This window comes from Actinophytocola sp. (genome assembly GCF_050699935.1).
Classification (GTDB): Bacteria; Actinomycetota; Actinomycetes; order Mycobacteriales; family Pseudonocardiaceae; genus Actinophytocola.
The window spans coordinates 1-26508 of sequence record NZ_JBOHGB010000097.1 but is presented as its reverse complement, the minus strand read 5'-3'; the positions used below and the strand labels follow the sequence as shown (position 1 = coordinate 26508).

Annotated in this window: 23 protein-coding genes; 7 read left to right on the top strand and 16 right to left on the bottom strand. The window is 68.4% G+C overall.

The genetic code is table 11. The annotated features are described in order from the left end of the window. Positions 1 to 351: 351 nt before the first annotated feature. Positions 352 to 1842, bottom strand: a complete 1491-nt coding sequence (locus ACRDTB_RS25880) for an XRE family transcriptional regulator (RefSeq protein WP_431434403.1) — start codon at positions 1840 to 1842, stop codon at positions 352 to 354. 281 nt (positions 1843 to 2123) lie between these two features. On the opposite strand from ACRDTB_RS25880, the gene ACRDTB_RS25875 reads away from it, so the two are divergent. The 3 genes from ACRDTB_RS25875 to ACRDTB_RS25865 all read left to right on the top strand — a co-directional run bounded on the left by ACRDTB_RS25875 (position 2124) and on the right by ACRDTB_RS25865 (position 3919). After that, positions 2124 to 2594: an Imm1 family immunity protein gene (locus ACRDTB_RS25875; protein WP_431434401.1), complete on the top strand. Its 471-nt coding sequence runs from the start codon at positions 2124 to 2126 to the stop codon at positions 2592 to 2594. Between the two features lie 56 nt (positions 2595 to 2650). Continuing rightward, positions 2651 to 3121: a hypothetical protein gene (locus ACRDTB_RS25870; protein ID WP_431434399.1), complete on the top strand. Its 471-nt coding sequence runs from the start codon at positions 2651 to 2653 to the stop codon at positions 3119 to 3121. 459 nt (positions 3122 to 3580) lie between these two features. After that, positions 3581 to 3919 carry a hypothetical protein gene (locus ACRDTB_RS25865; RefSeq protein WP_431434397.1) on the top strand — a complete coding sequence of 113 codons (339 nt, stop codon included), beginning with the start codon at positions 3581 to 3583 and terminating at the stop codon, positions 3917 to 3919. Positions 3920 to 4141: 222 nt separating this feature from the next. On the opposite strand, the gene ACRDTB_RS25860 is transcribed toward ACRDTB_RS25865, so the two are convergent. Next, complete coding sequence (locus ACRDTB_RS25860; RefSeq protein WP_431434396.1) at positions 4142 to 5134, bottom strand: hypothetical protein; 993 nt, start codon at positions 5132 to 5134, stop codon at positions 4142 to 4144. A gap of 162 nt (positions 5135 to 5296) precedes the next feature. On the opposite strand from ACRDTB_RS25860, the gene ACRDTB_RS25855 reads away from it, so the two are divergent. Further along, a complete protein-coding gene (locus ACRDTB_RS25855) occupies positions 5297 to 5461 on the top strand; it encodes a hypothetical protein (protein ID WP_431434394.1) in 165 nt (54 codons plus the stop codon). A 162-nt stretch (positions 5462 to 5623) separates the two neighbouring features. Here ACRDTB_RS25855 and mutM read toward each other — a convergent pair whose 3' ends face one another. The 8 genes from mutM to rsmD form a co-directional block, all read right to left on the bottom strand. Next, complete coding sequence (gene mutM, locus ACRDTB_RS25850; RefSeq protein ID WP_431434392.1) at positions 5624 to 6529, bottom strand: bifunctional DNA-formamidopyrimidine glycosylase/DNA-(apurinic or apyrimidinic site) lyase; 906 nt, start codon at positions 6527 to 6529, stop codon at positions 5624 to 5626. Between the two features lie 12 nt (positions 6530 to 6541). Continuing rightward, on the bottom strand, positions 6542 to 7243 hold the full coding sequence (gene rnc / locus ACRDTB_RS25845) for a ribonuclease III (protein ID WP_431434405.1): 702 nt from the start codon (positions 7241 to 7243) through the stop codon (positions 6542 to 6544). A 68-nt stretch (positions 7244 to 7311) separates the two neighbouring features. Continuing rightward, a complete protein-coding gene (gene rpmF / locus ACRDTB_RS25840) occupies positions 7312 to 7494 on the bottom strand; it encodes a 50S ribosomal protein L32 (protein WP_431434391.1) in 183 nt (60 codons plus the stop codon). 38 nt (positions 7495 to 7532) lie between these two features. Next, positions 7533 to 8090, bottom strand: a complete 558-nt coding sequence (locus ACRDTB_RS25835; protein WP_431434390.1) for a YceD family protein — start codon at positions 8088 to 8090, stop codon at positions 7533 to 7535. Positions 8091 to 8282: 192 nt separating this feature from the next. Next, on the bottom strand, positions 8283 to 9008 hold the full coding sequence (locus ACRDTB_RS25830) for a DivIVA domain-containing protein (protein ID WP_431434388.1): 726 nt from the start codon (positions 9006 to 9008) through the stop codon (positions 8283 to 8285). Between the two features lie 119 nt (positions 9009 to 9127). Then, positions 9128 to 9877 (bottom strand): ribonuclease domain-containing protein, encoded by a 750-nt coding sequence (locus ACRDTB_RS25825; protein WP_431434386.1) that lies wholly within the window; start codon positions 9875 to 9877, stop codon positions 9128 to 9130. A 127-nt stretch (positions 9878 to 10004) separates the two neighbouring features. Continuing rightward, the gene (coaD, locus tag ACRDTB_RS25820; protein ID WP_431434385.1) at positions 10005 to 10487 is read right to left on the bottom strand and encodes a pantetheine-phosphate adenylyltransferase; all 483 of its coding nucleotides are present in this window, start codon (positions 10485 to 10487) and stop codon (positions 10005 to 10007) included. 54 nt (positions 10488 to 10541) lie between these two features. Next, the gene (gene rsmD / locus ACRDTB_RS25815) at positions 10542 to 11087 is read right to left on the bottom strand and encodes a 16S rRNA (guanine(966)-N(2))-methyltransferase RsmD (RefSeq protein WP_431434382.1); all 546 of its coding nucleotides are present in this window, start codon (positions 11085 to 11087) and stop codon (positions 10542 to 10544) included. Positions 11088 to 11202: 115 nt separating this feature from the next. On the opposite strand from rsmD, the gene ACRDTB_RS25810 reads away from it, so the two are divergent. After that, complete coding sequence (locus tag ACRDTB_RS25810; protein ID WP_431434380.1) at positions 11203 to 13323, top strand: HelD family protein; 2121 nt, start codon at positions 11203 to 11205, stop codon at positions 13321 to 13323. Here ACRDTB_RS25810 and ACRDTB_RS25805 read toward each other — a convergent pair. The 4 genes from ACRDTB_RS25805 to ACRDTB_RS25790 form a co-directional block, all read right to left on the bottom strand. Next, on the bottom strand, positions 13320 to 13631 hold the full coding sequence (locus tag ACRDTB_RS25805; protein ID WP_431434377.1) for a hypothetical protein: 312 nt from the start codon (positions 13629 to 13631) through the stop codon (positions 13320 to 13322). The two genes, ACRDTB_RS25810 and ACRDTB_RS25805, sit on opposite strands and share 4 nt — an antisense overlap. Before the next feature lie 67 nt (positions 13632 to 13698). Continuing rightward, positions 13699 to 14007 (bottom strand): hypothetical protein, encoded by a 309-nt coding sequence (locus ACRDTB_RS25800; RefSeq protein WP_431434376.1) that lies wholly within the window; start codon positions 14005 to 14007, stop codon positions 13699 to 13701. Between the two features lie 111 nt (positions 14008 to 14118). Next, positions 14119 to 17322: a multicopper oxidase domain-containing protein gene (locus tag ACRDTB_RS25795; RefSeq protein ID WP_431434374.1), complete on the bottom strand. Its 3204-nt coding sequence runs from the start codon at positions 17320 to 17322 to the stop codon at positions 14119 to 14121. Positions 17323 to 17966: 644 nt separating this feature from the next. Next, a complete protein-coding gene (locus tag ACRDTB_RS25790; protein WP_431434372.1) occupies positions 17967 to 18569 on the bottom strand; it encodes a TetR/AcrR family transcriptional regulator in 603 nt (200 codons plus the stop codon). Positions 18570 to 18661: 92 nt separating this feature from the next. On the opposite strand from ACRDTB_RS25790, the gene ACRDTB_RS25785 reads away from it, so the two are divergent. After that, a complete protein-coding gene (locus tag ACRDTB_RS25785; RefSeq protein WP_431434370.1) occupies positions 18662 to 19720 on the top strand; it encodes an SDR family oxidoreductase in 1059 nt (352 codons plus the stop codon). On the opposite strand, the gene ACRDTB_RS25780 is transcribed toward ACRDTB_RS25785, so the two are convergent. Further along, positions 19668 to 23042 (bottom strand): pyruvate carboxylase, encoded by a 3375-nt coding sequence (locus tag ACRDTB_RS25780; protein ID WP_431434368.1) that lies wholly within the window; start codon positions 23040 to 23042, stop codon positions 19668 to 19670. The genes ACRDTB_RS25785 and ACRDTB_RS25780 overlap by 53 nt on opposite strands. Before the next feature lie 147 nt (positions 23043 to 23189). After that, positions 23190 to 24356, bottom strand: a complete 1167-nt coding sequence (locus ACRDTB_RS25775; protein ID WP_431434366.1) for a S8 family peptidase — start codon at positions 24354 to 24356, stop codon at positions 23190 to 23192. 470 nt (positions 24357 to 24826) lie between these two features. Between ACRDTB_RS25775 and ACRDTB_RS25770 the strand changes: the two genes are divergently transcribed. After that, positions 24827 to 26452, top strand: coding sequence for a hypothetical protein (locus tag ACRDTB_RS25770; protein ID WP_431434364.1), 1626 nt, complete (start codon positions 24827 to 24829; stop codon positions 26450 to 26452). The last annotated feature ends 56 nt before the right edge of the window (positions 26453 to 26508 follow it).

Here is a 26508-nt window from a genome sequence, read left to right as displayed (position 1 = left end):
CGCACCCGATGGACGATGCGGTGGAAGCCCGTGATCAACGCGTTCGCCATCACCTTCGGTGACCGCTGGCCGGGAGCCGAAACCTACTGATCAACAACGCCGGAAACACCGATCATGGGATAGACCCTAGAAATAACGTTCTTCATTGTGTTTGGTCCTTACTCTTGGTGCGGCTCGCGGGTTTGCGAACCGTCACCTCAAGTAAGGCCGCAGCACACAGCAATAACTATGCCGACCTGGGAATAACAAATTTCATGCGAGAATTACCGCAGGTCGGCTACATGCGGGTGATAGTGGATATTCCGGGAAAGAATGCTGGACAGGCAGAATATCCCAGCCGGGAATGTTGATCTACCCTGAGGAGCGTGGGGTGCGTTTGAGGTCGTTCAGCAGCTCGCTGAAGTCGGTACGCACGCCGGATCCGTAGGTGTGCAGCTCGTGTTCAAGCTCGCTGGCGACCATCAAGAGCGATGGGCGGCTCTGTCGGCCGTCCTGCATCGCTTGCAGGCCGAGCGACGTTGCTTCGTCAACGTCACCCTGTCGAGCAGCGATGACCGCCAAGGTCAACTGTGCCTCGGCCTTGCGCATGGGCGACACCTCGACGCCTTCCGGGTTGACGCTGCGCCGGATGACCTCTTCGGCGTTACGTCTCGCCAGTTGGTCTTCACCAACAATTCGGTAGGTGTCCATCGCGTAGAAATCCCATTTATCCGGATCAACCACAAAATGATGATCCGGTCGCTCCGGATAAGGGAGCCTATCCAGCAACGCGCGACCGTTCTCCAGTGCCTCGTGAACCTTCTCAGGCATCCCCATACGAGCGTAGGCTTTCGCCTGCTGACCATAAAGCTGCACCGCCACGGAACGCGACGGCGCCGCCAAGATACCCGCTTCCGCAGCCGGGATAACCGCACGATGATTTCCCGCTGTCAGATGGAACCACGCGAGCATTTCGTGCGCCCATCCCACCACACCCGGGTCACCGGACTCATTGCCAAGGCCCAACGCCATACGCCGCGTCGCCTCGGCCGACGGCCCGTCACCGACATCGTATTCAAGGCACCCCACGAGCAGCGCCAGCATTCCGGCATTATTGAGTATGTCCCGGTGCTGAGCCAGTGTAAGGCGGTTTTCGAGCAGTTCGGTGACCTTACCCAACCACTGCTTACCGGTGGCCATCAACTCGCGGGCATCCGCATGTGAATAGTCGCAACACAACTGCTCAACAGTAATATTGAGCGCATCCACAGTCGAGGAGTCGATCGCAGACGCGCGTACGCGCTGAAGCAGTTCGAGCGTGTCCATCCCCGTGGCCGCAACCAAAATATCGTCCCGAGACGTAGGAGAAACCAAGTTGCCAGTCCGCACGGAAGATGGCCGCGACGACTTCAGTCGACTCTGCCCTGGAAGATCGAACCACAGCAGATGCTGTGGCAGATGTAAAATCCTGGCGTAATTCCGGAGCGTTTCGAGGTTCTGCTCCGGCCTCTTGCCATTTTCGATCTTGCTTACCTGAGCCTGCGTAAGACCAAGCCAGCGCCCAAGAAGCTCCTGATTAAGCGCCTTGCCGAACAGCTGAAGATGGCGCTGATGATTTCGGTACGCCTTGAAAATCTTGCCGATGTGCTGGCTTTCAAAGGCTGCCCGAAACTCATCTGTCTCAAAAAATTCGTTCCTGAGCTGCGCTGGTGGGGTGCGGAGCTGGTCGCGTTGCTCCCTGTGACACCTGCTGCACAAGCGTGCGGTGTTGTCAGCCGCCAGCGGTGTCCCGCAGCCCGGACAGCGTCGGCCACCGCCGACCGCACCGCTCGGCGCACCTCTCTGCGGACCGGGAGAACTCATCTGATCCCGCCAACGTTGGAGCCGTCATGCCTCTGACCAGCGTACATCGGGTCCGAGACTGCCACCAACGTGTGACAATGCCAGGCCGAAAGTGGCCTACCACCTGGCGATATTCCAGCACACGCATGGAGCTTGCCGAGATCGATATAGACCCCACGGTTGCGTGACGTGACGGTTGAGCACAGGCAACCCCGATCACGCGGCCCGGGAGCTCCTCACCAGATGCCTTCTTCCCCTTCAAATGTCCGACAGGACCGGATTCGAGGTAGGTCACCCCGACGATGACCAGGCAGCACGACCAACCCAAACGCCTGATCCTCACCGCCTCACTCACCACCGGCATCGCGCGCGTCACCCACGGAATACAGGAATCCGTCCACCTCATCGAAGAAATCTTGAACATAAATCACGTCGACTGGGAAACCACACTCCTGATCGGCGAAATTGAGTTCCACCAAACAAAAGAAGGACCGTTTCCCAACCATCAGCTCCGAATCAGCGTCCGACCATCAGCAGGCCTCGCGGCACTGAACTACACAGACCACGACGACTCCCAAATGCCGATCTCGAACTCATACAATCCGAAACGCCCACTACCGGAAGTAAACCTGATCTTTAACGGTGCGACAGGGTCAGTATTCCCACGTTCTGCGGCCATACCTATCGGCCATGCCCGCGACGCACTGGGCGAGTGGCTGAAGACACGCAAACGACCCACCTGCATCGAATGGCGTCCGTACGACGCGTACTGACACCTAGTGAGTCGCGACCCAAACGATCACAAACCTTATTCAACCTCGGGAATGACATGAGTGGATCTTATCGCTACCTGCGCGCCTTGGAATCACTTCAAGAGCTGTTTGCCAACTACCCGTTCCGTGCCGACATGTCCTCGATGCTTATTTCAATGGACCCAACCGGGAAAGCGGCGATTCTCGTGCAATTGCACAGTGCAGACCCAATGGTACTCGCAGCGGGAATCGTGGAATGGAAACGCACCCTCGTCGACGGCAACACATGGGCATGGCGCACGCCAAGTGGCAAGGAAATACATATTTCGACTACCGGCTACACCCCCGAGTGCGGCGAAACATCCATTGTCGTGATGACTGGACCTGTTCCTCACGACTGCTATCTCGACTTTCACCTAGATCCCAATACGTCGGAGGTACTTGACGATGAGAGGCTATACCACTGGCTCGGCAGCGAAATCGCGAACAACTGGCCCTTCAAACCCACGTTCGATGCTCAACAAGTCGTCACTACTGCAGACGCCTAGGAAGCAAGCGCGAAAATCGGAGCCGCAGCCTTCGCTACTCGAATCGAGTGTCACTCGCGAATCAAGAAAGGAACATTAATGACGTGAGCGGATCATGGCACGACGAGTTAGAATTGATCACCGAGATGTCAACAGTAAACAAACGTGTCAGTGCATACGTCCTCCGCGCACTAGACGCCGACGCCTGCCGCGACGAACCAACGGCACCAGCCGACGAAAACGCCCTAGGCCAACGACTCATCGATCTCGGCCGCGCACTACAATCCCGCGCTACCCACCGCTCCGCCAACACCCGTTGCATTTCAGGAGAGCGCTCCGCGGGAGATGGAACAGCACAAAACAGTCCACATAAGATCCAAACGCCATGGTCCAACCCTGCCACTTCCATCTACACACCCTAGCAATGAATAACCAATCTTACCCAACTTTCCCTTCATCACGGCAAATGGAGCAATAGAAATGCACGCGACACTGTTCAGCCTAGTTGTGTCCGATAATCCCGACCTGGTCGCCGCATGGGGCATGGAAATCACCTACACCGAGGAACCCGACGAAACAGATCCTCAACAAAAGGCAATCCTCTACATCGGCGCCCCAAACGGAGAAGGAAGTATCGCGACGCACACCTCAGCCGAAGCCGCCCGCGACCGATGGAGCATGAAAGTTCCATTGTCTCTAGTGTGGGATGCCGACACCTGGGCCGACGCTCACGCTGAGCTCGATAAGCAATCCCTCGCTACCCGTCCTTCGAACGCACCCTGCGATGACAAACAAGAGCTAGACAGTGAGGAGACCTGAATGGAGCCACTGGGGCGATAGCTCAGCTGGTTAGAGCGAACCCCAGTCGCCCCACTCCCCACCATCTCTGTCAAGCATCAACCGAAGAACTACAGCCCTACCACCATCCGTAACGGCACCAGTCGATGCTGTGAGGTGATCCGTTGTTGAGTGTAGACAACGGCTAATCGCCGCGTCATCGCGCGGATCGACGCTATATCCACTATCATGTGCCCGCCGACTCTATCGCGTAACGGACTCGTCACAGTCGTCGGCAATGCTTGCCGGACTAGGGAGAGGTGCATACAAATCAAGTAGTTTCTTGGCTTCTTTCACAGCTCCTTTGACTTCTTCGTCCGCAGGGCGCAGACCTTTATGTGCAGCTTGATTTCGCGGATATGCCAGGCGGTGCGCCACCTGTCGCCATCGACTTTCCGTACTGGAAACGTTATCCATGTCTTCGAGAAGGCGGACCATTTCAATGATGCCATTGGCATTCTGGGTGATTCTGTTTCGTGCGGCTTCGGACAGCATCGGCAGGCGAGTGTCGAGAGCGCGCGACAAAGCAACCTCCGCCGCAGAAGCCGCTTCAATTACCGCAAGTCGATTATCGTGCGTGCGACTGGCACTGAGGTAGAGACGCCACTCCGGCGGCACACCGACGGATTCGGTGGCGTTCCTGCACGCCGTGTGCAGCATGTTGCGGTCGACGTGACTACCTCCAATGTGTACGACTACACGGTGCGCGTGCCAACCGCTTCGGCCAGGTGGCGGTGCGTTGTTCTCCCATAACCGGCCTCGCGTACCAATACCTTCCCCTTGATACGGCGAAAGAACTTGCTTCGCCCACAATTCAAGCCACTGGGTGGCTATCGCGAACCAATCGGTGAACTTTTTTCCGAATGTGGCAGTGAAGATTGCCAGATCCTGATCTGACTCCGCTTCTACCTCGATCGCCACGGTCTTGATGTAGGAAGAAAGGTTTCGCGGTTTCCCCGATTCAAGGAAGTGGGCAGTGGTTCCCCATGTATCGTCAACAACCGACGAGCGCAGCCGGTCGTCATCGATTGGACACGTGAGTGCCATTATTCCATCGGAATGTTCCGTTGGCAACGCAGGAATCGTTAAGGAGAACGCAGCTAAATCGACTGCACCTGCGAACGATTCCCCGAGGACCCCTTCGGCGACGTAGATCTGATGCAGTAATGTAACCGTTCCCCTCAGAGTTCGTGACACGTTCCAATTATGTCGGGTTCTGCAGCCGCCATGCAAGTATGTTGTATGACGGAGGGGAAATTTTCCCATAACATCTACGTTTCGATGTCGCGCAGGATCGGATCACACACCGGTGTTTCATCATCAACATCAAAGAGTTGAGCCCGAATCACGTGGGATTTTGTGAACCGCATTCGTGACGTTCGAGCTTTTGCGCAGATCGAAATTCAGGCCGACTACCTCTCGACATTGGGGCTGGAGTACCTGGTGGGCAACTGCGCTGGCCTGGTGGACCAGTTCAACGAATTCATTGAACGTAATACGAAACAAGTCGATGTTAGAACGTGAGCACCACCCAGGCTGCGCGTTCGGCCGCCCATGCCGCCCACGTGTCCATGACGTTGGTGGAGACCAGAGTGAACCACTTCGCCCACCAGCGAGCGGCGAGCGGGAGCGGCGACTAAGGCGCAGATCCGCAGGTCACGGTTATGTCACCAAATATCCCTTCGCCTACGCTGGTTTCCGGGGGCCGGAGGCCACCGCGGTCCGCGGACCGGAGGTCACGCGCGGCCGCGGCTGGCAGCGTGGGCACGAGTACGACGACCGGTTCATGAACGGCTCCCGGCGGACCGGGCGGCCGCACCGCGGGCACGGCAACCCCTCCTGGCCGTACACCGCCAGCGACCGGTCGAAGTAGCCCGACTGCCCGTTCACGTTGACATACAAGGCATCGAACGACGTGCCGCCCGCACCCAGCGCCTCGACCATCACCTCGGTCGCCGCCGACAGCACCTCGGCGACCCGCGCGGCGGAGAGCCGGTCGGTCGGCCGGGCCCAGTGCAGCTTCGCCCGCCACAGCGCCTCGTCCGCGTAGATGTTGCCGATCCCCGAGACCAGCGACTGGTCCAGCAGCGCGCGCTTGACCTCCGTCCGCCGCCCGCGCAAGGTCGCCACGGCCGACGGCAGCGAGAACAGCGGATCCATCGGGTCCCGGGCGATGTGCGCGATCAGGGCGGGCACCGGTGTCCCGTCCACCTCGACCAGGTCGTCCAGCATGCAGCCGCCGAAGGTGCGCTGGTCGACGAACCGCAGCTCCGGGCCGTCGTCGGCGAAGGAGAACCGGATCCGCAGGTGCTTCTCGTCGGGCGTGCCCGGCGCCTGGACCAGCAGCTGCCCGCTCATCCCCAGGTGCGCGAGCAGCGCCTCGCCCTCGTCCAGCGACACCCACAGGTACTTGCCGCGCCGCGACACCGCGTCCACCCGCCGCCCGGCGAGCCGCCCGGAGAAGTCGGTGGAGCCCGGCAGGTGCCGGCGGATCGCGCGCGGATGAAGCACCTCGACCGAGCGCAGCTCCCGGCCGCTGACATGAGCGGCGAGGCCCCGGCGAACGACCTCGACCTCAGGTAACTCGGGCATGCGCGGGGGGCATTAGGAGGCCGTATCCGGCTCGCCCGACTTGATCAGCTCGGACAGCGTGCGCCAGGCGGCCTCGGCGGCCTTCTGCTCGGCCTCCTTCTTCGTCCGCCCGTCGCCGCTTCCGCGGTCCTGCCCGGCCACGACCACCGTCGCGGTGAACTCCTTGCGGTGGTCCGGGCCCTCCTCCTGCACGCGGTACTCGGGCACGCCGAGGCTCGCGTGCGCGGTGAGCTCCTGCAGGGACGTCTTCCAGTCGAGGCCGGCGCCCAGCAGCGGCGCCTCGGTGAGCAGCGGGTCGAAGAGCCGGTGCACCAGCGCCCGCGCGAGCTCGATCCCGTGCTGGAGGTACACGGCGCCGATCACGGCCTCCATGCCGTCGGCCAGGATGCTGGCCTTGTCCCGGCCGCCGGTCAGCTCCTCACCCTTGCCCAGCAAGAGATACGCGCCGAGCCCGGCATCGCCGAGGCTGCGCGCGACGCCCGCCAGGGCGTGCATGTTGACCACGCTCGCGCGCAGCTTCGCGAGGTGTCCCTCGGGCAACTCGGGATGCGTGCGGTACAGGTGGTCGGTGACGACCAGACCCAGCACGGCGTCGCCGAGGAACTCCAGCCGCTCGTTCGGCGGCAGCCCGCCGTTCTCGTAGGCGTAGGAACGGTGGGTCATGGCGAGCGTCAGCAACTCGGCGTCGAGATCGACGCCGAGCGCTTCGAGCAGCTTGGCCGGGTCGGCCGTCGAACCCCGCGCCGCCCTGCTGCTCCTGCCGGTTACCACCGTGTCGCGGGTCAGGCTGGCTCGGTGACCTGACGGTTGTCGTACTGGCCGCACTCGGGACAGACGACATGCTGGGGCTTGGGCTTCCGGCAGGCTCGGTTCGAGCACTCCACCAGGTGCGGGGCGCTGGTCTTCCACTGGGACCGACGCGTGCGCGTGTTCGAACGCGACATCTTCCGCTTGGGGACGGCCACGACTAGATCTCCTTCGACAAGCTCAAGGTGGGAGGGACTCAGTCGTCCCGATCCGTGCTGAACCGCTCGGTGAGCGCGGCCCACCGAGGGTCAATGGTCTCATGCCGGTGATCCGGACCGAGATCGGCCCACTTGGCACCGCATCCTGGGCACAGCCCGGCACAGTCCGGAGTGCACAGCGGCACGCTGGGCAGGGCCAGGACGGTGGCATCGCGCACGACCGGCTCGAGGTCGACGAGGTCGTCGACGAGCCGCGCGATCTCGTCCTCGTCAGTGGTCTGCTCGGTGGCGCTGTCCGGGTAGGCGAACAGCTCGGTGAACTCGACGTCGACGGTACGCCCGGAGATCGGGTCCAGGCAGCGCGAGCACACCCCCTCGACCGGCGCGTGCGCCGTACCGGTCACCAGCACGCCCTCGACCACCGACTCGAGCAGGACGTCCAGGTCGACCTCGGCACCCTTGGGCACGACGATGACATCCTCGACCCCGAGGGCCTCCTGGGTGTGGACCACGCGGTGGACTCGGCGGGACAGGCCGGCGCGGCGACCGAGCTCCCGGGTGTCGACCACCCAGGGGCTCCTGCGTTGTTCGGTCATGACGAACTCGACGCTTCCCAACGATTGATTGTTCCGGCGCGCGACCGCGCCACAGCTCATCCAGCCTACGTGAGCGAGAGTGACGGAGCGTTCGCCGCCTGGACTGACGAACGCGCGCAGGCGCGCCAGCGCCGAGCACGGGAGGAGGGAAGGCGGCGAGTAGCGGAGGAACGAAGCGAACGGTGGGCACCGTCAGTCTTGGTAGTCGAACGGCGCGCCACCTGCCGGCATGCCGTTGAGTGCCACGCCACGCAGGTGCGCCCGGCCCTTGTCGACCGTTCGCAGGGTGTGGGTGAGCAGGTCACCGAACTCGGCGAGCTTGCTGTCGACGTACTCGTCGCACTCGGCGCGCTGGCGGGCGGCCTCGTCCGCGGTCGCGTCGAGGATGCGGGCGGACTCGGCGTGCGCGGCCTGCACGACGTCGGTCTGCGACACCAGCCGCGCCTGCTCGAGCCGGCCGTCCTCGATCTGGCGCTCGTAGGACTCCCGGCCGGCCTGGATCATCCGGTCCGCCTCGTCCCGGGAGCGGGTCACGAGCTCGTCGTACTTCGCCTGCCCGGTGGCGACGGTCCGGTCGGCCTGCTCCTCGGCGTCGGTAACGATCCGGTCGGCGTGCGCGCGGGCCTCGGCGACGAGCCGGTCGGCCTCCGCGCGCGCGTCCTCGAGGGCCTTGTCGGCCTCCAGGTTGGCCAAGCTGGCCGTCTGCTCTGCCTCGTGCTCGGCCTTGCCGACGATCTCGTCCCTGCGGTCGAGCACGTCCTGCGCGTCGTCGACCTCGGCCGGAAGGGCGTCACGCACCTCGTCGAGCAGTTCGAGGATGTCGCCGCGGGGCACCACGCAGCTGGACGTCATCGGCACGCCCCTGGCCTCCTCCAGGATCGTGACGAGTTCGTCGAGCGCCTCGAACACCTTGTACACCCGTGCCTCCTCCGCCACCCCGGCGCATGACTCCACGCTCCAGTCTGCCGTCTCGCGCGGGGTGGTCGGGGGAGGTCGGGCCTCGCTGGCGTGTCAAGCGGGTGTGTCAGGCGGGCGTGTCAGACACTGACGTCCACCTGCACGAACGTGGCGTAGTGGTCGGCTGTGTAGAAGAACTCGCCGGCGCTGCCGGTGATCAGCCGCCGGTCGCCGCTGTCGGCTCCGTCCGGGGTGGGCACGGCGTAGCGGTGGTAGTAGCCGGGCGGGCAGCTCGGCAGCACGCCCTCACGGTTCTGGTAGACGATGCCGTCGTCCGGGAACGGGTACGGGCCGCCGGCGTCGACGAGCTCGACGGTGTCGGCCACCTCGGCCGGCAGGCTCGACAGCGGCACCTCGTCGATGTCCGTCGGGTTGCCACACTCGCTGGGCGCGCCGTCGAGGTCGATCAGCGAGAAGCTCGCGTAGTGGTCGCCGGTGTAGAAGTGCTCGCCGCTCGCGCCGGTGACGATCCGCCGCGCGCCGCGGCCCGGGTCGCCGGGCGTCTGCACGGTGTACTCGTGGTAGTAGCCGCTCTCGCAGTCGGGCAGGAGGGCTTCGCGGTTGTGGAAGACGGTGCCGTCCTCCGGGTACGGGAAGGGCCCGCCGGCGGCGATCAGGTCCACGGTGTCGCTCGCCTCGGCGGGCAGCTCGGCGAGCGGGACCTTCTCGTAGCCGGACGTGTCGCCACACGGGGGCTGGGCGAGCGCCGTCGCGGTGGTGTTCGTGGCCGAGGTCGTCGCGAAGGTGGCGGTCGAGATGCCGAACACGCCGAGCACGGTGACGAGGAGGGTGAGTAGCGTCTTCACTTGCTTCTGTGTGACGTTGCTCATTTTCCGACCGTAACCCGGGCCCCGTGACACGACGTAGACGCCGTTAGTCGGTTACCCGCCGGTTCACTGTCCACATCGAGAAAGGCCCGTATGGACGAAGGCGTCATCCGCCGCGCGACGGCCGGGCCTAGTCGTCCTCGGCCAGGCGCTTCAGCAGGCGGCGGTGGACGTTCTCCGGCAGCAGGTGGCTCACGTCCCCGCCGTACGTCGCGACCTCCTTGACCAGCGAGCTCGACAGGAAGCTGTTCAGCGGCTTCGTCGGCATGAACAGCGTCTCCACGCCCGTGAGCTGCTGGTTCATCTGTGCCATCTGCAGCTCGTAGTCGAAGTCACTGACCGCGCGCAGGCCCTTCACGATCGCGCGGATGTCGTGCTGGCGGCAGTACTCCACGAGCAGCCCGTGCCACGAGTCGATCCGGATGTTCGGCAGGTGGCTCACCGCCTCGGCGAGCATCTCCATGCGCTCCTCGACCGTGAACATGCCGCGCTTGTTCTTGTTGATCAGCACTGCGACGACGACCTCGTCGAACACGGCGGAGGTTCTCTCGAGGACGTCGAGGTGGCCGTTTGTCGGCGGGTCGTAGGAGCCAGGACACACCGCGCGCCTCATAAGGGCGGACCGTATCAGCAGAAACGGGTCCCGACCTGTCGACGGTGGTCCTGATCACTCCACCGCGGCCCAGTGCAGCTCGGTGTCCCCGTACCGCCGGATCCGGCGCGGTACCAGCGACGACGGCCAGTCGGGCGGTCCGCCCCGGCGGGACCGCTCGACGATCACGAGCGACCCCCGGCCGACCCAGCCGTTGGCGACGAGCGCCGCCAGGTCCGGCGACGGATCCACCGTGTACGGCGGATCCACGAGGACGAGGTCGAACGGTTCGTCGGGCGGGTCCGCGAGCACCGTCGCCACCCGGCCCTGCCGCGGCACGGCCCCGGCGAGCCCGACGGCGGCGATGTTCTTGCGCAGCACCACGACCGCGCTCGCGTCCGACTCGACGAGCACCGCGGTCGCCGCGCCTCTCGACAGCGCCTCGAGACCGAGCGCCCCGGTTCCCGCGTAGAGGTCCAGCACCCGCGCGCCGCCGAGGTCCATTGCGGCCTCGACCGCGCTGAACAGGGCCTCCCGCACCCGGTCCGAGGTCGGCCGGGTACCGCGCCTGGGCACGGCGAGCTGCCGCCCGCCCGCGGTGCCCGCCACGATCCTGGTCACCAGCACATCGTCGCGCAATGAACCGTGCTCAGGGTCCGCACCCCCACACGCGCCATTTCGCGTAGGCTCGCTCTTCAACCTCCACAACTCGCAGGCAACACCGGGGAGCGGCTGGGTGTCGCACACCTCTCTGAGGCAGGCCGAGATCGCGGTCGAGCAAGCGCACGTCGATGTCGTGTACGCACGCGTGGAGGAGATGCGCACGGAGGCGCGGGACATGCGCCGGCGCGGTGACCAGCTGGCGCACGGCGCCCGCAACGAGGCCATCTTCGAGCAGGCCGCGATGCTGTTCGAGCGGGACGTGATGGTGCGCCACGCCAACCAGATCCTGCGCAGCCTCGACAGCGAGCACGAGGGTCTGGTGTTCGGCCGCCTCGACAGCGTCGACGGCGAGGGCACGGGCACCGAGACGATGTACGTCGGGCGGCTCGGCATCCGGGACGTCAACTTCGACAACCTGGTGACCGACTGGCGCGCACCGGCCGCGGCCGCGTTCTACCAGGCCACCGCGGAGCAGCCGATGAACGTGGTGCGCCGCCGGGTCATCCGCTCCACCGGCCAGTCCGTTGTGGACATCGACGACGACCTGCTCGCCCCGGACAGGCGGCCGGAGGGCATGGCGGTGGTCGGCGAGGGCGCGCTGATGGCCTCGCTCACCCGTGCGCGCGGCGACAAGATGCGCGACATCGTCGCCACGATCCAGAAGGAGCAGGACGAGGCGATCCGGGCGCCGTGGCGGGGGATCACCGAGATCACCGGCGGGCCGGGCACGGGCAAGACTGCGGTGGCGCTGCATCGCGTCGCGTACCTGCTCTACCGGGACCGGCGGCGGATGGGCGGCTCCGGCGTGCTGGTGATCGGCCCGTCGCCGGCCTTCACGTCCTACATCTCGCGGGTGCTGCCGTCGATGGGCGAGGACACCGTGGAGCTGCGCTCCCTGGGCCAGGTCCTCGACGGCGTCGCGGCGGTCCGCAACGACCCGCCCGAGGTGGCCCGGATCAAGGGGTCGCTGCGGATGCGCCGGGTGCTCAAGCGGGCGCTGCGTGCGGCGCCGCCCGGCGCGCCGGACGAGCTGCGGATCACCTACCGCGGCGAGGTGCTCAAGCTGGACGCGCGCGAGCTGGCCAAGGTCCGGCGGGCCGTGCACGCGACGGGCCGGCCGCCGAACCAGTCGCGGGTGGACGCGGCCGAGGCACTGCTCGAGGCGCTGTGGCTGCAGGCCGAGGGCCGGCCGGGCATGGCGCACGACGAGCTGGTCACCGAGCTCGGCGAGCGGATCGATTTCCACCGGTTCGTGGTGGTGTGGTGGCCGATCCTCACCGCCCCCGAGGTGCTGGCGTGGTTCGCCGACCGCGCGCGGCTGGCGTCGGCGGCGGGGCGGGCGCTCTCGGCGCAGGAGATCGACCTGCTGTCCTCGTCGTGGGCCCCGTCCGGTCCGACCGTGGCGGACATCGCGCTGCTCGACGAGTTGCGGTTGCTGCTGGGTCCGCCGCCGCGCCGGCATCGCCGCCGGACCGCGCGGGTCGCCGAAGAGCTGGCGGCATGGGGCGTCGAGCCGACCGCCCACCGGCGGCCGCGGCACTACGACGAGTACTCGCACATCGTGGTCGACGAGGCGCAGGACCTGTCGCCGATGCAGTGGCGCATGGTGGGCCGGCGTGGGAGGTACGCGAGCTGGACGATCGTGGGCGACCCCGTGCAGAGCTCGTGGCCGGACCCGGGCGAGGCGGAGTCGGCGCGGATGTCGGCGCTGGGCCCGCGAACGACGCGCCGCCGCTTCACGCTCGCGACGAACTACCGGAACTCGGCGGAGATCTTCGAGCTCGCGGCCCACGTGGTCGGCGACGTGGCGACCCCGGAGCAGCTGCCGACCGCGGTCCGCCGCACCGGCGTGAAGCCGTCGGTCCACACGGTCGCCACGGCCGAGATCCCGCTCGCTGCCCGCGCCGCCGCGCTCGACCTCCTGTCCGATGTGGACGGGACGGTCGGCGTGATCACCGCCACCGGCCGCCTCGCCTCGATCCGAACCGCACTGTCCGAGGTGGACGACCGGCGGCTCTCCATCGTGGACGGTCTGGAGGCGAAGGGCCTGGAGTACGACGCGGTCGTCCTGGTGGAGCCGAACGAGCTGGTCACCGAGTCGACCACCGGCCCGCGGACCCTGTACGTGGCCCTGACCCGCGCGACCCAGCGCCTGACGGTCCTGACGACGGACCCGTCCTGGCCGGCGGACTAGGGTTCCCACGCCCCGGGGACATCACGCAAGAGCGCGTCGGGACCCGGGATTCGGTACGCGGGGCGCCGGGCGTCGAGCCACCGCCGCGCGATCTCCGGCACCACCCCCACCCACCCGTAGTGCTCGACGGCGATCACGTGTCTGCCGTGGACAATCACCTGAAGGTGGCAGCGTGGATCGTCGTTGTCCCCTTGGACATCGGCGAGCTGCGTGAAGGTGGAGCCACCGGCGGGCCGTCCCGGATCCCCGCCGTAGCGCCGGACGACCTCGCCGGCCCACCGGTACCGGCGCGCCAGATCGGTCAGCACAACCCCTTCTCCTTCGCGACATCGGTCCCGGCGAACGGCTCCGAGGCGACCAGTTCCGGATGGACGATCACCACGACGCCTCCTTCCACGGTGGCCGCCATCGCGTACTCATCACAGTCCCGGCCGGCGGCGGATGCCTGTGCACGAACCCGCCGCATGCGGCATCCCTGTTGGCGGGCTGCCGTCGCCGGTCCATCGTGAGTATCGCCGGTTTGCCCTGCTCCCACGCGAGTTTCGTATTGCGCGCGATGAACGGCATCTCGGCGGCGTCCGCGATAACCTCACCGACGCCATCGAGGACTTCCGGCGCGAAGTCGGCGCCGGCAGCGACGACGGCAAACAGCAGGACGACGCGAGTGGCTGTGCTCGTGGCCATGCCCAACCAGAGTGCCACCCTGAAGTCGCTACCAGGTTCCGCGCCGTCCTGGTGGACATGCGAGCGGCGGGTCGCGTCGCGAGAACGCGAACCCGCCGCCAGGTACGGGGATCAGCGGACCCGGATCAGGCCCCATGCCCCTTCCGTGACCGCCCACCGCAGTACGCCTGAGCGGTAGGCGTAGTCGCCCGGATCGCCCGCCGTGAACCGGAGGGTCCGGACGCTCGCGACGCTCAGCGCTCCGATCGCGCCCACTCGTGGCGAGCTCAGGTGCTCCTCCATCGGCCAGGTCTGGCCGTGTACCGCGAACCCGTGGTTGCGCGCGCGGTCCGTGCCGAGCACGAGGTGCAGCCGCACGCGGTCGCCGGGCGCGCACTCCAGCAGCGGCGTGCCCGGCGCCGGGTCGGCCAGTGACGGCCACCGTGGCAGCAGGTGCGCGCTGCGGTAGTTCATCGCCTTCTGACCGGTGTCGTCCGGCTCGTCCTCGAGATCGCGCACCGGCTGGGTCACGTCGCCGTCGTGGTACATCCGTACGCCGTCCTGCAGCAGCAGCACGAGCTCGCGCTCGAACGATCCATCGGGCCGGCGCACCACGACCTGCTCCCCCACCCAGTCCGACGGCGTGGCGTCGGCCGGCTCGACCACGAGCGCGCCGACCAGCCCACGGTGCCGGTGTGTCCGGACGTCCGCGCGGTCCTCCAGCAGCACCACACCCGCACGGTCGGCATACCACCGCTGCACGACGCGGTCGCCCGGCTTGACCGTGGTGTCCGGGTTGAACCCGACCCACGAGCCGTCGGCGGTCCGCACATCCGACCGCAGCAGCCCGCCCGCGTGCAGCGACACGCGCCCGGAGATCTCGCGCGACGCCGGGTCGTCCTTCGCCGAGAACTCCGGGTCGAACGGGGTCGCCTCGCCCGGGCCCGGCAGGTCGTTGTGGAGTTCCACTTCGACCCACTCGCCGACCCGGCAGCGCAGGATCAACGGCTCGCCCAGCGGCACACCGTCCACCGTGTACACCGTGCCGAACGGGTCCGTGCGCTGGTCGCTGTATACGATCTCGCGCGGCACCGCGCGCACCTCGTACCGGCGCACGCTCGCGGCGTCCGGTGGCGGCCCCACGCTCTCGAACGCGCCGGGCAGCGCGGGCAGATCATCCACAAGGGACTCGTGCAGCCGGATGAAACCCCACAGCCCCAACCAGGTCTCGTCGGCCGTGCAGAAGCTCCACAGATGGTCGCCCGGGAGCGTGTTCGGGTCCACGTGGAAGTTGAACGCCTCCGAGATGCCGATCGTCTGCTGGTCGCGCACGGGCGAGTTCGGGTCGTCCCGCCACACGTGCCAGCGCATGCCGTGCACGGTGAAGCTGTGCTGCTCCTCGTGCGAGCCCTGGTAGAGCCGGAACCGGATGCTCTCGCCCGGATACCCCCGCAGGATCGGCGTCCCGGGGTCGCCGTGCACCTCGCTGGCGAACCACTCCGCCGGGTCGCCCGGCCGCTCGTGCAGCGGCGCGCACCGGTAGTCGACGGCCATCGTGCCCTGGTCGTCCAGCGCCCCGGGGAACTCGGGCGGGTTGATCGGCACGCCCTCCTCGCCGTGGCCGTGCTCGACCAGCGGCACGAAGTCCGCCACGCCGAACACCTGCTCGCGGAACGCCGACCCGTCGGCCAGCAACACCGCGGCCTGGTTCGCGTTGCGCACCTCGCGGGAGTGGTCGTGCGGGTCCACCCACCGCGCACCGGCCGGCTCCGCGATCATCGCGCCGAACAGGCCGTGCCGCTGGCGCTCGTTGGCCAGCAGGTGGTCGTGGAAGAAGACGGCGCCGAACTCCTCGTCGCAGTACCAGCGGTAGATCCAGCTCCGGTACCGCGCGTGGTCCTCGTCGCCCTGGTCGGCGGTGGCCGTGCCGGACAGGTAGTTCCAGCCGACGCTCGCGCCGTCGGACACCAGCGGGTCGAACTTGACCAGGTGCACGTGTAGGCCGCACTCCGGCTGGAAGGGCAGCACCGCGTCGAACGCGGTCGCCTCCTGGCAGCCGGTGGGCAGCTCGTTGGTGAGCGTCAGCTCCAGCACCTCGCCGGCGGCCGCGCGGATCGCGATCGGCTGGACCTCGCGCGTGCCCTCCTCGAGCTGGCGCTGGAACTCCCGAACGCCGCCGGCCTCGTCGATCTCCTCCCGCAGCACGAAGAACACCCCGCGGTGGTCGTGCCAGCTGCTCTCGTGGCCACCGTCGCCGCCGGTCGACCGGTAGTAGTGGACGGTCCCCTGGAGCACGACCAGGTCGTACCGCCGCACTGGCGCGTCCGGGTCCAATGTGGACTTCGTGAACGCCTCCCCCGGCTGCGGGTCGGGGCAGAACGCGTTGCGCTCGAGCTCGGTCGGCTCGCGGCCCATGCCCGTGGGCATCAGCGGGGTGCGCGGCGGGCGCGGCGACTTCTGCGGGAACTCGCCGGCGACGAACGCCGGGAAGCCGGGCCGTTCCGCGGTCGGCGCCTCCGGCGGCTCGTGGCCGGGCAGCGGTCGCAGGGCCTCGATCGGGGTGCCGTCCGGGTACCGGCCCGAGCCGTCCTGCAGCTTGTCGAACACGCGCCACATGCCCCACATGCCGGCGTGGAAGTGCGGGTACAGGTGGCAGTGCCAGATGATGTCGCCGGTGGCGCGCTGCACCGAGCCAGCGCCGCCGATGGGCTCGATGGTGAACGCCTGCTGCGGCGTGATCGAGATCGAGTCGATGATCGGTGACTCGTCGTGCCCGGGCACCGCGCGCCACTGGTGCAGGTGCAGGTGGAAGACGTGGGTCTCCTTGACGCCGGCGTGCACGAGCCGGATCCTCGCGCGATCCCCTTGGTAGGCACGCAGGATCGGCGTGGCCGGATCGCCGAACAGCCACGAGCTGTGGTGCTGCTCCTCGCCGATGATCGAGTCCCGTGCCGGGTCGATCCTGCCCTGTTCGAGCAGCCGCTCGTAGGCGAGCGACCGCCAGCCCATCGGCTCGGTGCGGTAGCTCATGATCATCATCGAGTCCATGTCGGCGGACCCGTGCTCGCCATGCCCGTCGTGCTCGTCACCGGTGCGGATGATCGGCGCGAGCCGCTCCTCGCCGCGGATGACCGAGTGGCCGTGCGGGCGCGGCAGGTCGCACTCGTAGGTCGGGTGCGGCGGCTTGACCGGGTTGTCGTTGGGTGTCTCGTCCTGCATGAAGACGACGTACTCGCGGAAGCTCGGCTCGCCGGGCACGTGGATGTCCGCGTACAGCCCGTCGACGATCGGCTCGCCGGTGACCGGGTCGGTCCACCGCGATCCCGCCGGCTCCACGACGAGCGCGCCGAACAGCCCGTGCGCGTTCGAGCCCTCCTCGCCACCGCGGACGTCCGCGAGGTCGTGGAAGAAGAAGACGCCCTCGTCCGTGCACTGCCAGACGTAGCCGCGCCGGCCGCCGGGCGGGGTCGCGGAGTCCGGGTTGCGGCCGACCTGGCCACCGTCCGCGGTCCGGACGTCGTAGCCGACGCCCTGCGGGTGGATGCCGGCCGGTCGAGCTGGTTGCGGAACTCGACGACGACGCGGTCGCCCACGTGCGCTCGCAGGACCAGCGGACGGACCAGCGGGTCGGGCTCGGACATCAGCTCGGGATGTTCGACCGGGTTCGGGAACGGATCGGACCAGCCCGCCTTGATCTCCCGCAGGGCGGCCTCGTTCTCGCCCAGCGCGAAGATCATCCCGTTGCGGTCGTGGTCGCCGTGCGCGTCGAAGGCGATCGGTACCGCGAGCGCGACGACGTCGAAGGAACGCACACTCATTAGGAACCCCCAGATTCCCCAGCCGATCGGTCCCCACCGATCGGACCGGCCCCCAGCCGGTGACACACCGTAACGTCGAATGGGCCAAGATCGCCAGGATCCACCCCGATCTGGACCGAACAAGCGACCGGCCTTATCACTTCGGGTGGCCGGCCCGAGAGGTCACGGCAGCACGGAGTCCAGGAACCGCATCGCGCGCTCGATCAGGTCCTCGGCCGACGTGCACCACAGCTCGCCGCGATGGTCGAGCTGCCCGTCGATCGCCAGCGACGCCAGGCCGTGGCCGAACGCCCACAACAACACCGCCAGGCCGTCCGGGTCGGCCGCCCCGCACTCCATGACCACCTCGATGAGCACGGCGAACGCGGCATCGGCAGCGGCCCGCGCGTCGGGGTGCTTCTCCGGCCGGGACAGCTCCGGGCGGAACATCACCTGGAAGTACGCCTTGTGCCGGCGGGCGAACTCGACGTAGGCCGTGGCCAACGCCAGCAGCTCGGCCCGCGCACCGGAGGCCCGGTCACGCGCGGCGCGCAGGTCCGACGCCAACCGCTCGAACCCGCGCACGGAGATCGCCGCCAGCAGCGCGGCACGGTCCGGGAAGTGGTGGTACGGCGCACCGGGACTCACCCCGGCCTCCCGCGCGACCCGGCGCAGGCTCACCGCGCCGATCCCCTCCGCCTCGATCAGCCGCACGCACGCCTCGAGCAGCTCCTCGCGCAGCGAACCGTGGTGATAACTGCTGCGCTTGCGCTCCACGTCCGGCACCGCCCGAGCCTAGGTGAACACGTTCCTTGACGACCATCGCGCCGTGGACTATACAGTGTTCAGATTCTGAACATCGCTTAGATTGGAGCGAGATGACCAAGGTCCTGGTCACCGGGGCGACCGGGTTCGTCGCCGGACACTGCATCGAAGACCTGCTCGCGCACGGCCATTCGGTCCGCGGCACCGTGCGCTCCCTCGTCGACCCCGCCCGGGTCGCCCACCTGCGTGTCCTGGGCGGCGACCTCGAGCTCGTCGAGGCCGACCTGACCGACGACAGCGGCTGGCCGGCCGCGGTCGACGGCGTCGACGCCGTGCTGCACGTCGCCTCGCCGCTCCCCGCGACGCCGCCGCGCGACGAGGACGAGCTGGTCCGGCCTGCCGTGGACGGCACACTGCGGATCCTGCGCGCGAGTGCGGCCGCGGGCGTGCGGCGTGTCGTGCTGACGTCGTCGGTCGCGGCGATCAACTCCGGGCACGCCCGTGACGACCACCGCCTCCGCACCGAGGCGGACTGGTCCAATGTGGACGAATGTTCCCCGTACCCGAAGAGCAAGACGCTCGCCGAGCGGACCGCCTGGCAGTTCGCGAAGGAGCACCCGGAGCTGGAACTCGTGGCGATCAACGCCGGCGTGGTGTTCGGCCCGATCCAGCACGCGGCGGCGGCGACCTCGGTGTCGATCCTGACCCGCCTGCTGAACCACGAGATGCCGGCCGTGCCGAGGCTGGGCTTCGCCCCGGTGGACGTCCGCGACCTCGCGACCGCACACCGGCTCGCGATGGACAGCCCGCTCGCGGCCGGTAACCGTTACATCTGCGCGGGCGACAGCATCTGGCTCCCCGAGCTCGCCGCCCTGCTGGCCGAGGAGTTCAACCCGCGCGGCTTCCGGGTGCCGACCGGCACGCTGCCGTACTGGCTGATGTGGACACTCGCCCGCTTCGACCGCTCGCTGCGGATCGGCCTCGAGTTCGCCAACCGCCCGGAGAACGTCAGCGCCGCCAAGGCGCACGGCGAGCTCGACTGGCGCCAGCGGCCGATCCGGGAGACCCTCGTGGACACCGCGAACTCCCTCATCGCGCACGGCCTGACGAAGCGCACGTTCAGCTCAGCACGACCAGCAGGTCGCCACCCTCGACCTGTGCCACGGAGCTGATCGCCAGCCGCTCCACCGTGCCCGCCCTGGGCGCGGTGATCGACGCCTCCATCTTCATCGCCTCGATCGTCGCCACCGTCGCGCCCGCCTCGACCACGTCGCCCTCACCGACCTGCGGCGTGACGACCCCGGCGAACGGCGCGGCCACGTGGCCGGGGTTCGACCGGTCGGCGCGCTCGGCGGCCGGCAGGTCGGCGGCCACGGACCGGTCGCGCACCTGGATGGTCCGCAGCTGACCGTTGAGGTTGGCCAGCACGTTGCGCATGCCACGCTCGTCGGCCTCGCCGATCGCCTCGAGCTCGATCAGCAGCCGGACGCCCCTCTCCAGGTCGACCGGGTACTCGATGCGCGGCCGCAGCCCGTAGAAGAAGTCCTTGCTCGCCAGCACGCTCGTGTCGCCGAACTGGTCGCGGTGGGCCCGGAACTCCTTCGCCGGCTCGGGGAACAGCAGCCGGTTCAGCGTCGACCGGCGGTGCTCGGCGAGACCCTTGATGTCCTCTTCGGACAGCCCCGCGGTCGGCTTGGGCGCCGCCCGGCCCTCGAGTGCCTTGGTACGGAACGGTTCCGGCCACCCGCCGGCCGGGTCGCCGAGCTCGCCGTGCAGGAAGCCGATCACCGAGCCGGGCACGTCGTACCGGCCGGGGTCGGCCTCGAACTCGGCCGGGGACACGCCGGCACCGACGAGATGCAGCGCGAGGTCACCGACCACCTTGGACGACGGGGTCACCTTGATCAGCCGGCCGAGCATCCGGTCCGCCGCCGCGTAGGTCGCCTCGATCTGCTCGAACCGGTCCGCGAGCCCGAGCGCCGCCGCCTGGGTGCGCAGGTTCGACAGCTGCCCACCCGGGATCTCGTGGGTGTACACGCGCCCGCTCGGCCCCGGCAGGCCGGCCTCGAACGGCCCGTACACCTTGCGCACGATCTCCCAGTACGGCTCGAGGTCGCACACCGCCCGCAGGTCCAGCCCGGTCTCCCGCTCGCCGTGGTCGGTCGCCGCGACGATCGCCGACAGCGACGGCTGCGAGGTGGTGCCGGCCATGGACGCGGTGGCGCCGTCGACCGCGTCCACGCCCGCCCGCATCGCGGCGAGGTAGGTGGCGAGCTGCCCGCCCGCGGTGTCGTGGGTGTGCAGGTGGACCGGCAGGTCGAACTCCTTGCGCAGCGCGGTGACCAGCCGGTGCGCGGCCGGCGGGCGCAGCAGGCCGGCCATGTCCTTGATGCACAGCACCTGCGCGCCGGCACCGACGATCTGCTCGGCGAGCTTCAGGTAGTAGTCCAATGTGTACAACCGCTCGGCCGGGTCGGACAGGTCGGCGGTGTAGCACAGCGCGACCTCCGCGACGGCCGTGCCGGTCTCCAGCACCGCGTCGATGGCCGGGCGCATCTGCTCGACGTCGTTGAGCGCGTCGAAGATGCGGAAGATGTCGATCCCGGTGGCCGCGGCCTCCTGGACGAACGCGGTGGTCACCTCGGTCGGGTACGGCGTGTAGCCCACGGTGTTGCGCCCACGCAGCAGCATCTGCAGGCACAGGTTCGGCAGCGCGGTACGCAGCGCGGCGAGCCGCTCCCACGGATCCTCGGCGAGGAAGCGCAGCGCCACGTCGTAGGTCGCCCCGCCCCAGCACTCCACGGACAGCAGCTCGGGCAAGGTCCGCGCCACGTACGGCGCGACCGTGACCAGGTCCTTCGTGCGCACCCGGGTGGCGAGCAGCGACTGGTGCGCGTCGCGGAAGGTCGTGTCGGTGACGCCGACCGCGCTCGACTCCCGCAGCCACCGCGCGAAGCCTTCCGGCCCCAGCTCGGTCAGCCGCTGCTTCGACCCGGCCGGCGGCGCGGCCGGCTCGGCCCGCGGCAGCTTCGCGGTCGGGTCGATGACGTCTGGCCGCTCGCCGTGCGGCTTGTTCACCGTGACGTCCGCGAGAAAGGTCAGCAGCCGGGTGCCGCGGTCGGCGGAGTGGCGTGCGGTCAGCAGGTGCGGGCGGTCCTCGATGAACGACGTGGTCACGTTGCCGGCGAGGAAGTCCGCGTCGTCCAGCACGGCCTGCAGGAACGGGATGTTCGTGGCCACGCCGCGGATGCGGAACTCGGCCACCGCGCGCCGGGCCCGGGCCACCGCGGCCGGGAAGTCCCGCCCGCGGCAGGACAGCTTGACGAGCATCGAGTCGAAGTGCGCGCTGATCTCCGTGCCGGAGGACGACGTCCCGCCGTCCAGCCGGATCCCCGCGCCGCCCGGCGACCGGTAGTGGCTGATGATCCCGGTGTCCGGGCGGAACCCGTTCGCCGGGTCCTCGGTGGTGATGCGGCACTGCAGCGCGGCGCCGTGCGGCCGGATGTCCTCCTGCCGCAGCCCCAGGTCGGCGAGCGTCTCGCCGGCCGCGATGCGCAGCTGCGACTGCACGAGGTCGACGTCGGTGACCTCCTCGGTGACCGTGTGCTCGACCTGGATGCGCGGGTTCATCTCGATGAAGACGTGCTGGCCGCGCGCGTCGAGGAGGAACTCGACGGTGCCGGCGTTGCGGTAGCCGATGTGCCGGGCGAACCGCATCGCGTCGGCGCAGATCCGCTCGCGCAGTTCGGGGTCCAGGTTCGGCGCGGGCGCGATCTCGATGACCTTCTGGTGCCGGCGCTGCACCGAGCAGTCCCTCTCGAACAGGTGGAGCACGCCGCCCGCCCCGTCCGCGAGCACCTGCACCTCGATGTGCCGCGGCGCGACCACGGCCTGCTCCAGGAACACGGTCGGGTCGCCGAACGCCGACTCCGCCTCGCGCATCGCCGCCTCGACCGACTCACGCAGCGCGCCGGACTCCAGCACCCGCCGCATGCCACGGCCACCACCACCCGCTACCGCCTTGACGAACAGCGGGAAGCCCAGCTCCGCGCCCGCCGCGAGCAGTCGGTCGAGGTCGGCGGAGGGCTGCGAGGAACGCAGCACCGGCAGCCCGGCCTCGCGCGCGGCGGCGACCGCGCGGGCCTTGTTGCCGGTCAGCTCGAGCGTCTCGGCCGACGGGCCGACGAAGGTGATCCCAGCCTGCTCGCAGGACCGCGCCAGCGCCGGATTCTCCGACAGGAAGCCGTAACCGGGGTAGACCGCGTCCGCGTCGGCCCGGCGGGCCGCGGAGATGATCGCGTCGACCGACAGGTAGGCGCGTACGGGGTGGCCCGCCTCGCCGATCTCGTACGCCTCGTCGGCCTTCATCCGGTGCAGCGAGTTGCGGTCCTCGTGCGGAAAGACCGCCACGGTGCCCGCGCCGAGCTCGTACCCGGCGCGGAACGCCCGGATGGCGATCTCCCCGCGGTTCGCGACGAGAACCTTGCGGAACATGCCGGCTACCTCCCGGTGGCGGGTGACGAGTCTTCGAAACGTTACCCGGTGGTTCTCGGCTGTCGGGAGCTAAGTCCCACGTGACGGGCACCTCAACGGGCGACGCCCGTACCCCTCGAGAAGGTACGGGCGTCGCTGGTGACACGCTCAGGGGCCGACGTAGAGCAGGCTGTTCGCGGTGTCCGGCGCAACGTTGCACAGCACGCCCTGGGTCGCCGTCGACGCCAGGTGCGCGGCGACGTCCGCGGGCGTCGCCGCCGGGTTGTCCTGCAGGTACAGCGCGGCGCCGCCGGCCACGTGCGGGGCGGAGGCGGAGCCGGACAGGGTCATCGTGGCGGTGTCGGATCCGATCCACGGGCCGGTGATCTCCACGCCAGGCGCGTAGAGGTCGAGCACCGAGCCGAAGTTGGAGAACGAGGCGACGCAGTCGTTCCTGTCCGTCGAGCCGACCGTGAGCGCCTCCGGCACGCGGGCCGGCGAGAAGTTGCTCGCGTCCGACGACGAGCCGCCGGCCACGACGGAGTAGGTCACGCCGGACGCGATCGAGTTGCGGACGGCGTCGTCCATGGCCGTGTTCGCGCTGCCGCCGAGGCTCATGTTGGCCACCGCGGGCTTGGCCGCGTTCGCGGTCACCCAGTCGACGCCGGCGATGACGTCCGAAGTGGAGCCCGAGCCGTTGTCGTCGAGGACCTTGACCGGGACGATCGTCGCACCCTTGGCCACGCCGAACCGCGCGCCACCGATGACGCCGGCCATGAACGTGCCGTGGCCGTTACCGTCGGTCGCGTCGGCGTCGTCGTCGATGAAGTCGTGCCCCGGCAGGACCCGCCCGCCGAAGTCGTGGTGGGTGGCGCTGACGCCGGTGTCGATCACGTAGGCGGTGACGTTCTTCGCCTTGTTCGGGTAGTCGTAGACGCCGTCCAGCGGCAGATCGCGCTGGTCGATGCGGTCCAGCCCCCAGGACTGCGGGTTCACCTGCTTGCCGAGCGCGTGCACCGGGGTGTCCGGCACGACGTAGGCGACGCCGCCCTCCTTGGCGAGGTCGTCCGCCTGCTTCTCGGTCAGGCGTAAGGAGAAGCCGTGCAGCGCGGCGGTGTAGGTGTGCTCCACCGCGCTGCCGAAGCGTTCGGCGACCGACGCCGCTCGCGCCTGGACGTCCGCGGTTGCCCCAACCTGGTCCAGGACGACGATGTAGTCGGCGTGCTTCGCCGACGGCTGCGCGTTCGTGGGGACCGCCGCCACCGCGGCGGCGACCGTGCCGATCAGACACGCGACCCCGACTATCGCCAGCCTCTTTCCACTGCGCAGATTCATATCTCTGTCGGTAGTCGACCGATCGTGCGGGAGCAAGGTTCACCAGTTACCACCTGCACATTGTTTGCCTTTTGCCACGCCGCCGCCGCTGTGGCGGCTGACCAACCGGAGGGCCTCCGCCCGTTCCCGGTGACGCGTTCCCCAGGACCGGCTGACCACGGCGTCCCCGGGCCCCGTGGTGGCGGTTCGGGCCGAGCCGGGTCGTCCTGTTCGGACTGTCCGTGGCCTGCCACGTGTTCGCGGTGTGCCGGATCGGCGAGGCGCGAGCCTCGGCGTTCCTCGACGCGATCGTCGTCCGGTGCTGCCCTCGCTGATGACACTGCTCGGCCGCGCGACCTGGGATTCCCAGCCCGTGGGTGACCAGCGGGACCGAAGGCCTCCCTGCCGCTCATCGACGACATGGTGGCCTTCGTCGGCTGAACCCGGTCCCGGACGGGTCACCCCTTGCGGTGACCATCTAAAGTGTGGCAATGCCTGCTGGTGATTCCGAAGCAAACGCCCGTGTCCCCCGTTTCGACACCGTTCTCCGGGGCTACAACCAGCGCCAGGTCAACGAGCGCGTCACGCGCCTGACCTTCGATCTCAGCCATGTCCAGAAGAGCCGGGACGAGGCCGTCGCGAAGGTCGCCGAGCTGACCAAGGCGTTGGGCAGTGCCCAACAACAGCTGATCGACGCGAAAGCGCAGCTCAACCGCATCACCTCGAACCCCACCAGCAACGAGGCGATGTCCGAGCGGCAGCGGCTGATGTGGCAGTTGGCCGAAGAGGAGATCGCGGAGTTCAAGCGCGACGCGGAGAACTACGACCGTACGACTCGTGCCGACGCCGACGAGTACAGCCACTCGACGCGCGCGAAGGCGGACTCGCACGCCTCCAAGACGAGGCAGGACGCCGACAAGTACGCGGCCGCGACGCGCAAGGAGGCCGACGACCACGCGGCCGAGATCCGAGCCAACGCGGACAACTACGTCATCACGACGAAGAACGCGGCCGACGAGTACGCCGCCGGCGTGCGCGCCGAGGTGCAGAACTACGCCAAGGAGCAGAAGGCCAAGCACGAGGCGGCGACCGCCGAGCTGGTCCAGCGCCGCAAGGCCCTCGAGGCGGAGTACGCGAAGAACCACTCCGCACTCGAGTCCGAGTACGAGGGTCTGAAGGCACGTCAGGTCGCCGAGCACGACCAGCTCATGGCGGATGCCCGCGCCGAGGTCGAGCGGGCCGCGAGGGCGAACGAGGAGCGGATCGCGCAGCTCGACGCCGCCGCCCGGCAGCGTCGAGAGCAGCGGGACGCCGAAGCCGCCAAGCAGCGCGAGATCCTCGACATGAAGGCCGCCGACAAGCGCGCGTCGCTCGCCGAGGAGGCAGAGGTCGCACTGCAGGCCCAGCGCACGGAGCTGGAGCGGGAACTCGCCGAGCGGGCGTCGCTCGCGAAGGAGCGCGCCGGCAAGATCGTCGGCGACGCCGAGCGAGAGGCCGCCAAGATCCGCGAGGCGGTCGCCGCGGAGCGGGACGACGCCGAGCGGGCCCTTGCCCAGCGCGAGGCCACGGCCGACGCCCAGGCGTCCAAGATCATCGAGGACGCGCGGCGGCGGACGGAGGAGTCCGAGCGGGCCCTGGCGGAGAAGCGGGCCGCGACCGAGAAGCACCTCGCCGAGCTGGAGCAGATGGCGCAGCAGCAGGCCGACAAGACGATCGCCGACGCCGAGGCGCGCAGCCAGGCGAGCGACAAGGAGATCGCCGAGCGGCGGGGCCGGATCGAGAAGGAGCTGAGCGAGCAGCAGGCGAACGCGAAGATCCGCGCCGCGAAGATCATCGAGGACGCGGAGCAGCGGCTCGCCGAGGCCCAGGACCGCACGCGCCGGGCCGACGAGTTCGAGCGCAAGGTCTCCGAGCAGGTCAGCGCGACGTACGCCATCCTGGGCGAGGCCCGTCGCCACTTCGCGAAGGTCATGGGCGCCGACGGCGGCGACACGAGGCCGGCGGAGAAGGAGGCCCCCGCGGCGGCTTCGTCGTCGCAGCAGGGCCAGCAGCCGAGCCCGAACCCGAAACCCCAGCCGGGCACCCAGATGAAAACCCAGGTGAACGGCAACAAGTAACCAAAGGGAGCCAACGGCGCCGCTGCCCCCAGGCAGCGGCGCCGTCCGAACCCGCG